Origin of the sequence: Streptomyces sp. NPDC050264 (assembly GCF_040655895.1) — a bacterium.
GTDB lineage: Bacteria > Actinomycetota > Actinomycetes > Streptomycetales > Streptomycetaceae > Streptomyces.
In genome coordinates, this window is the sequence record NZ_JBFAKV010000008.1 from 354,664 (window position 1) to 362,605 (window position 7,942).

Consider the following 7,942-nt stretch of genomic DNA (forward strand, 5'->3'; position numbering starts at 1 on the left):
AGGAGCCTGCTCCGTGCCACGGATCGACGGAGGGGCGCCCGAACGCTAAGTCGGCCGTTCGAATCAAGTCAATAGGTTCATTCGGAAAGTAGTGCAAATTCCGGGAGGCCCTGGTCAACTTGGTTCGATGGTGGTTACTGTTTGGACCGGTATCGAACGAACTCATCGAAGCAACTCGTCGAACCAAGCGACCGAACACACGGCAGTACGTGGACCAGGGGGCGGCATGGCCGACACAGCGCACGACGGCGAGCCGGGCTCGGCGCAGCACATACTCGGGCTCGTCTCGTCCGGCGCCGCGTCCTCCCGGGCCGATCTCGTACGGGAACTGGGGCTCGCCCCCTCCACGGTGTCGCTGCGCGTTCAGGAGCTCGTCTCGGCGGGCGTGCTCACCGAATCCGGCGAGGGCGCCTCGCGCGGCGGGCGCAGGCCGCGACTGCTGCGGGTCAAGGCGCAGGGCGGTGTCGCGCTCGCCGCGGACCTCGGCAGCCACCACGCCCGGCTCGGCGCCGTCGACCTCGCCGGGACCGTCCACGACGCCGTCGACCTGCCGCACGACATCACCGCGGGCCCCGACTCGGCCGTCGACTGGCTGTGCGCGCAGGTGGCCCGGCTCGCCGCCGCGCAGCGCGAGTCGGGGCGCACCGTGCGGGCGCTCGGCGTGGCCTTCCCCGGTCCTGTCGCGCCCGCCGACGGCCGCGTCCTGAGCCCCTCGCGCATGCCGGGCTGGCACCGCTTCCCGCTGCGCGAGGTCCTCGCCGAGCGGCTCGGCATGCCCGTCACCGTGGCCAACGACGCGACGATGATGGCCGTCGGCGAACACCGCACGACCCGGCCCGACCTCGATCACATGGTCGTCGTCAAGGCGGGCCGCGGGATCGGCAGCGGCATCGTCGTCGCGGGCCGCCCGCACGACGGCGCGACAGGCAGCGCCGGCGACATCAGCCACGTACGCGTCGAGGCGGCCGGCGACCGGCCCTGCAGCTGCGGCAACATCGGCTGCCTGGAGACCGTCGCGAGCGGCGCCGCCCTGATCCGCGAACTCGCCGCTCAGGGCATCGAAGTGGCGGACACGAGCGAACTCCTCCAGCTCGTCGCCGACGGCGACCCCGTCGCGACCACCCTCGTGCGCACCGCCGGACGCCACATCGGCACCGTCCTGTCGGTCGTCGTGAACTTCTTCAACCCGCAGGCCGTCGCCCTCGGCGGCGTCCTCGCCACCGCCGAACCCCTCGTAGCCGCCGTCCGCGGTGTCCTCTACGAGCGCTGCCTGCCGCTCGCCACCGCGGACCTGGAGATCACCACCACGACCGCGGGCCCCGACGCGGGCCTGCTCGGCGCGGGCCTCACGGCGCTGCACCAGAACCTCTCGACAGCCACTCCCGCACCTCAGGAAGAGAGCGCCCCCGCATGACCGGCACCACCCCCGCAACCAGCCGTCGCCTGCGCATCGGCATCGGCGGCATCGGCATCGAGTCGTCCACGTTCTGCCCGCACCGCTCCACCGCCGACGACTTCCGGCAGACCCGCGGCCAGGACCTCCTCGACCGTTACACGTGGACGCGGTCCGACAGCGACCTCGCCGGCCTCGTGGAATGGGTGCCGCTCCTGCACGCGACCTCACTGCCCGGCGGCCCGGTGGAAGCCGAGTCGTATCTGACCCTGAAGAGCGAACTCGTCACGCGTATACGGGAAGCGGGCCCGCTCGACGGACTCGTCTACGACATCCACGGCGCCATGAGCGTCATCGGTCTCACCGACGCCGAGGGCGACCTGACCGAAGCAGTCCGCGCCGCCCTCGACCACATCGGCACCCCCGACGGCGGCCGGCCCATGATCTCCACGGCCATGGACCTGCACGGCAACGTCTCCCGCCGCTTCGCCGAGCCGATCGACCTGCTCACCGCCCACCGGCTCGCCCCGCACGAGGACGCCTGGGACACCCGCGAACGCGCCGCCCGCAACCTCGTGCACTGCCTGCGCGAGGGCGTCCGCCCGCACCGCGCCTGGGTCCAGGTCCCCGTCCTCCTCCCCGGCGAGAAGACCAGCACCCGCCTGGAGCCCGCCAAGTCCCTCTACGCCTCCCTCGCCGACATCGAGAAGAGGGACGGCATCCTCGACGCCGCCATGTGGGTCGGCTACGCCTGGGCCGACGAGCCGCGCTGCAAGGCCGCCATCGTCGTCACCGGAGAGGACGCCGAACTCGCCGCCCGCGAAGCCGAGTTGCTGGCCCGCCGCTACTGGGATGCCCGCAAGGACTTCGTGTTCGTCGGACCGACCGGCAGCGCCGATGAGTGCATCGAGAAGGCCGTCGCCTCCGACGAGCGGCCCTTCCTCATCAGCGACTCCGGCGACAATCCGACGGCCGGCGGCGCGGGCGACCTCGCGTACATGCTCGCCAGGCTGCTCGCGCACGACGCGATCCGCAGCGGCGAGGTCACCGCCGTCCACCCGGGCATCACCGACCCGGCCGCCGTCGCCGCCTGCTTCGCGGCCGGGGTCGGCGCCGAGGTGACGCTCTCCGTCGGCGGCAAGGTCGACGCGAACCACGGCGGCCCCTGCGAACTCACCGGCACCGTCGAGGCGTTGCAGCGCGCCGCCGACCAGGCGTACCCGGCCGCCGGCGGCGCCTACGACCGCGGCGTCGACATGGCGGCCGTCCGCGTCGGCGGCCTCACCGTGATCCTCGTCGAGCGCCGCAAGCCCTTCCACACGCTCGCCGACTTCCTGGGCCCGGCCGAGGGCGGACTCGGCATCGACCCGCGCACGTACGACCTCGTCGTCGTCAAGATCGGCTACCTGGAGCCCGAGCTGTACGACATGGCCGCCGACTGGCTGCTCGCGCTCACCCCCGGCGGCGTCGACCAGGACCTGCTGCGCCTGGGACACCACCGGGTGGAGCGCCCGCTGTACCCCTTCGACGAGGACGCGTACGAGTCGGGGGCCGGCCCCGACCTCACCCCGGTCCTGCTCTAGGGCCTGTCTTCACACTCCTCTCTGCCCGGCGACGCCCGGCACGCCCTCTCGCCGCGCCGGGCGCAAAGCCGGGTACGCCCCGTACGAGGCCCTGCACCCGGCCCGGCGAGAGCACGCACCGAACGCCGCCGGGCCGCCCTCCGGGCGACGAGGGGAGTGTGAAGACACCCCCTAGTGCCCTTACGGCTCAACTCATCCATTCCGCCTCGTACTTGGCGTACGTCCCGTCGTGCGTCGCCAGATGCACGAACTGGTCCACGTACTCCTGGAAATCGCGGTCCCCGCGCGGCGTCGCGTACGCCTTCTCCGAGAACGTGAACGGCTCGTCGGGGTGGACCGAGCACAGCTCGGGGTGGAGCTTCGCCTGGTAGAGCGTCTCGCTCGCGTCCGTCATCATCACATCCGCCCGGCCCGCCACGATCTCGTCGAAGATCGTGGTGTTGTCCGGGTGGACCGTGATGCTCGCCTGCTTGATGTTCGCGCGGGCGAACTGCTCGTTCGTGCCACCGGGGTTGACGATCACCTTCGTCCCGGGCTTGTCGATGGACTCGATCGTCTTGTAGGTGTCCTTGTCGGCGCACCGCACGACCGGCGTCTTGCCGTCCTCGCGGGTCGGCTCGCTGAAGTGGACCTGGCGGGCCCGGGGCAGCGTGATGGAGACGCCGCCGACCGCGATGTCACACTTCCCGGCCGACAGATCGCCCACCAGGTCCGCCCAAGTGGTGTCCACGAAACGGGCCTTGGCGTCCAGGCTCCGCGCGAGACCGTTCGCCATCTCGACGTCGACGCCGGTGTACGAACCGTCCTTCGGGTCCTTGTACGTGAAGGGCCGGTAGTCGCCCGTCGTGCACACCCGCAGCACCCCGGCTCCGGGCACGGAGTCCAGCAGGCTGCCCTGCCGCTTCTTCGCGGGCTGGTGCGCCGCGGTGGGCGCGGCCGGCGCGGCGGTGGCCAGGGCCAGCAGACAGACCAGGGCGGACAGGGTGGCGGCACGCTGCTTGGACGCGCGGCGGCTCATCGCGACTCCTCGGCAAGACGGTGGCGGAACCAAGTGATCACCTTGGCAGTGGTCACCCTGGCAGAAGAGTTCGCGCAGGTGAAGACGGCGGCCCGGTCAGTCCGCCCTGGGTGTGGGGGAGAGGGAGACGAGGAGCGGGCCGGTCGGTGCCTCGACCAGATCGCTGAGAGTCAACGGGTCGAGGGAGGCGAAGAAGGCCTCCTGCGCCTGCCGGAGCGCTCCCCGGAGCCGGCACGCCGAGCGCAGTGGACACGGCGTCGTCCCGTCGCAGTCCACGACGTCCCCGGGCCCTTCGAGTTCCCGTACGAGAGTGCCGACGGAGGCCTCACGGCCGGCCGGCGTGAGCAGCAGCCCGCCGCCCCGGCCGCGCCGGGCCTCGACCAGGCCCATGTGCTGCAGCTTCGCGACGACCTTCGCCGCGTGGGTGTACGGCACGTCCATGGCGGCCGCGACCTCGCGCGTGGTGGGCAGTTCGCCCCGCTCCACCGCGAGGCGCATCAACACCCGCAGGGCCAGATCCGTGAATCGCGTCAGCCGCATGACCGCACATTATTGAAAGTTGCAAATGAAAGGCAAGTTAGGTGCAAGTCAAGGGTTCCGTGGGCCTTCGCGGAACGCGCCCGGTGTCTCGCCCGCCCGCAGCCGGAAGAACTTCGTGAAGTCGCTCGGATCGTCGAAGCCCAGCCGCGCCGCCACCTCCCGCGCGGGCAGGCCGCTGTGCCAGAGCAGCCGCTTGGCCTCCAGCAGGACCCGGTCGTCGACGTACTGCTTCGCGGTACGGCCCGTCGCGGTGAGTGTCGCCCGGGTCAGCGTGCGGGGGCTGTACCCCAGCGCCGCCGCGTAGTCCTCGACGCGCCGGGTCACCGCGTGGTCCCGCTCGACGGCCGCGTGGAAGCGGCGGAACGTGTCCGGCACCGCCGCCCGGTCCGGCGCCGGATCGCGCACCGCCGCCAGCCGCACCACCAGCACGGACAGCAGGGCGCGCAACACCTCCGTGTGCGCCTCCAGCGGCAGCGACGCCATCGCCCCGTACTCGTGACGGAGATGGTCGAGCGCCCGCGCCACCGCCTCGGCGCCCGGCCCCCGCGGCGTCAGCGGGTGCTGCTCGTACGGCGGATCCATGTGCGCCGCCGATACCGTCGCGGGCGGCAGGAAGCCCGGCTGGAACAGCACGATCACCCCGTCCACCGCCGCCAGGTCCGAACCGAACCGCTGCACCTGCCCCGCGCGGATCCACAGCCACGACCCGGGCCGCAGCTCCTGCTCGACGAAGTCCACCCACATCCGCAGCGGCCGCGCACGGGCCCCGATCAGCTGGTGGAAGGCGGGGCGCAGCGGGACGTACGGATCGTTGCCGTGCCGCCGCGCCCGCTCGTACAGATCGGCGAGCTCCATCACCTCGACCCCGGCGGGCGCGCCGACCGTCGGCGTGTACGCCAGGTCCCTGACGTCCGCGCCCCGCGCGGCCTCCGCATCCTGTCCGTTTTTCCCCATGGCGAGTCCCGAGCGTACCGCTCCCGGGAGCGGTACGCCGCCTAGCGTGAAAGCACAGGTCAGCGACGTGTGAGGAGAGAACCTGTGCGATTGGTCGTAGGCATGACCGGAGCGACCGGTGCGCCGTTCGGTGTCCGGCTCCTGGAGAACCTGCGCGAGCTGCCGGACGTCGAGACCCACCTTGTCCTCTCCCGCTGGGCGCGCACCACGATCGAGCTGGAGACAGGTCTGTCCGTCGCCGACGTGTCCGCACTCGCGGACGTCACCCACCATCCGGACGACCAGGGCGCCACCATCTCCTCGGGCTCGTTCCGCACCGACGGGATGGTCATCGTGCCCTGCTCCATGAAGACCCTCGCGGGCATCAGGACCGGGTACGCCGAAGGGCTCGTGGCCCGCGCCGCCGACGTCGTCCTCAAGGAGCGCCGCAAGCTCGTCCTCGTGCCCCGCGAGACCCCGCTGAGCGAGATCCACCTGCAGAACATGCTCGAACTCGCCCGCATGGGCGTGCAGTTGGTGCCGCCCATGCCCGCCTTCTACAACCATCCGCGAAGCGTCGACGACATCGTCGACCACATCACGGCCCGCATCCTCGACCAGTTCGAGCTGCCCGCGCCCGCCGCCCGGCGCTGGGCCGGCATGCGCGCGGCCCGCACCGCGGCCCGCGACGCCGCCTGAACCCCCGTACCACCCAAAGGAATTCACCATGGCCCACGACGATCTGCGCAGTTTCCTCTCCACGCTGGAGAAGGAGGGGCAACTGCTGCGCATCACCGACGAGGTGCTGCCCGAACCGGATCTCGCGGCCGCCGCCAACGCGACGGGCCGCATCGGCGAGAACGCCCCCGCCCTGTACTTCGACAACGTCAAGGGCTTCACCGACGCGCGGATCGCGCTGAACGTGCACGGCTCCTGGGCCAACCACGCACTCGCCCTCGGCCTGCCGCGGGGCACCCCGGTCAAGGAACAGGTCGAGGAGTTCGCCCGCCGCTGGGACGCCTTCCCCGTCGCACCCGTACGCCGCGAGAACGCACCCTGGCGGGAGAACGCCCAGGAGGGCGCGGACGTCGACCTCTTCTCCGTCCTTCCGCTCTTCCGCCTCAACGACGGCGACGGCGGCTTCTACCTCGACAAGGCGGCCGTCGTCTCCCGCGACCCCGAGGACCCGGACGACTTCGGCAAGCAGAACGTCGGCACGTACCGCATCCAGGTCATCGGCAAGGACCGCCTCGCCTTCCAGCCGGTCCCCATGCACGACGTGGCCCAGCACCTGCGCAAGGCCGAGGAGGTGGGCGAGGACCTGCCCATCGCGATCACCCTCGGCAACGACCCCGTGATGGCGATCGTCGCCGGGATGCCGATGGCGTACGACCAGAGCGAGTACGAGATGGCGGGCGCGCTGCGCGGGGCGCCCGCGCCGATCGCCACCGCGCCGCTCACCGGCTTCGACGTGCCATGGGGGAGCGAGGTCGTCATCGAGGGCGTCATCGAATCCCGTACACGCCAAATAGAGGGCCCCTTCGGGGAGTTCACCGGCCACTACTCGGGCGGCCGCCGCATGCCCGTCATCCGCGTCGACCGCGTCTCGTACCGGACGAACCCCGTCTTCGAGTCGCTCTACCTCGGCATGCCGTGGACGGAGGTCGACTATCTCGTCGGCCCCAACACCTGCGTCCCCCTGCTCAAGCAACTGCGCGCCGAGTTCCCCGAGGTCCAGGCCGTCAACGCCATGTACACGCACGGCCTGATGGTGGTCATCTCCACGGCCAAGCGATACGGCGGCTTCGCCAAGGCCGTCGGCATGCGCGCGATGACGACACCGCACGGACTGGGCTACGTCTCCCAGGTGATCCTGGTCGACGAGGACGTGGACCCCTTCAATCTGCCGCAGGTCATGTGGGCCATGTCGGCGAAGGTCAACCCGAAGGACGACGTCGTCGTCATCCCGAACCTCTCGGTCCTCGAACTCGCGCCCGCGGCGCAGCCCGCCGGCATCACCAGCAAGATGATCATCGACGCGACGACGCCGGTCGCCCCCGACGTCCGCGGCAACTTCTCCACCCCGGCCAAGGACCTGCCCGAGACGGCCGAGTGGGCGGCCCGCCTGCGGCGCCTCATCGCGGCCCGCCACTGAACCCGTACCGTCTCCAGGAAGGTCGACTCCCGTGAACGACATGCCCCTTGAATGCCCCCGCTGCGCCTTCGGCGCGGTCAGCCTGCTCGCCACCTCGCCCGTACCCGGCGTCTGGGACGTGCTCCAGTGCGACCGCTGCCTCTACGCCTGGCGCACCACCGAGCCCGCCCGCCGCACCCGGCGCGACGCCTACCCGGACCTCTTCAAGCTGACGCCGGCCGACATCGACAACGCCATCGAGGTGCCGGCGATACCGCCGCTGCGCACCGGCGCCGCACGCTGAGAGACGAGCGACGGCGCCCCGGCCAGGCCGGGGCGCC

Annotated in this window: 8 protein-coding genes; 5 read left to right on the forward strand and 3 right to left on the reverse strand. The window is 71.5% G+C overall.

What is annotated here, in order from left to right; all coding sequences use genetic code 11:
- The first annotated feature begins 226 nt into the window (after positions 1–226).
- Entirely contained in the window at positions 227–1,414 is a 1,188-nt protein-coding gene (locus AB0J02_RS17515) for an ROK family transcriptional regulator (RefSeq protein ID WP_363194539.1), read from the forward strand.
- Positions 1,411–2,976 carry a M81 family metallopeptidase gene (locus AB0J02_RS17520; RefSeq protein ID WP_363194540.1) on the forward strand — a complete coding sequence of 522 codons (1,566 nt, stop codon included), beginning with the start codon at positions 1,411–1,413 and terminating at the stop codon, positions 2,974–2,976. Before AB0J02_RS17515 ends, AB0J02_RS17520 begins: the two co-directional genes overlap by 4 nt.
- Before the next feature lie 187 nt (positions 2,977–3,163).
- On the opposite strand, the gene AB0J02_RS17525 is transcribed toward AB0J02_RS17520, so the two are convergent.
- From AB0J02_RS17525 to AB0J02_RS17535, 3 genes are all read right to left on the reverse strand, one after another.
- Entirely contained in the window at positions 3,164–3,994 is an 831-nt protein-coding gene (locus AB0J02_RS17525) for a transporter substrate-binding domain-containing protein (protein WP_363194541.1), read from the reverse strand.
- Between the two features lie 96 nt (positions 3,995–4,090).
- Positions 4,091–4,534, reverse strand: a complete 444-nt coding sequence (locus tag AB0J02_RS17530) for an Rrf2 family transcriptional regulator (RefSeq protein WP_363194542.1) — start codon at positions 4,532–4,534, stop codon at positions 4,091–4,093.
- A gap of 48 nt (positions 4,535–4,582) precedes the next feature.
- The gene (locus AB0J02_RS17535) at positions 4,583–5,488 is read right to left on the reverse strand and encodes a helix-turn-helix transcriptional regulator (RefSeq protein WP_363194543.1); all 906 of its coding nucleotides are present in this window, start codon (positions 5,486–5,488) and stop codon (positions 4,583–4,585) included.
- Between the two features lie 84 nt (positions 5,489–5,572).
- Between AB0J02_RS17535 and AB0J02_RS17540 the strand changes: the two genes are divergently transcribed.
- Genes AB0J02_RS17540 through AB0J02_RS17550 form a run of 3 tightly spaced genes read left to right on the forward strand, consistent with a single transcriptional unit; the run spans position 5,573 to position 7,905 of the window.
- Positions 5,573–6,166, forward strand: a complete 594-nt coding sequence (locus AB0J02_RS17540) for a non-oxidative hydroxyarylic acid decarboxylases subunit B (RefSeq protein WP_363194544.1) — start codon at positions 5,573–5,575, stop codon at positions 6,164–6,166.
- A gap of 28 nt (positions 6,167–6,194) precedes the next feature.
- Entirely contained in the window at positions 6,195–7,622 is a 1,428-nt protein-coding gene (vdcC, locus tag AB0J02_RS17545; RefSeq protein ID WP_363194545.1) for a non-oxidative vanillic acid decarboxylases subunit C, read from the forward strand.
- A gap of 40 nt (positions 7,623–7,662) precedes the next feature.
- On the forward strand, positions 7,663–7,905 hold the full coding sequence (locus AB0J02_RS17550; RefSeq protein ID WP_363194570.1) for a non-oxidative hydroxyarylic acid decarboxylases subunit D: 243 nt from the start codon (positions 7,663–7,665) through the stop codon (positions 7,903–7,905).
- The last annotated feature ends 37 nt before the right edge of the window (positions 7,906–7,942 follow it).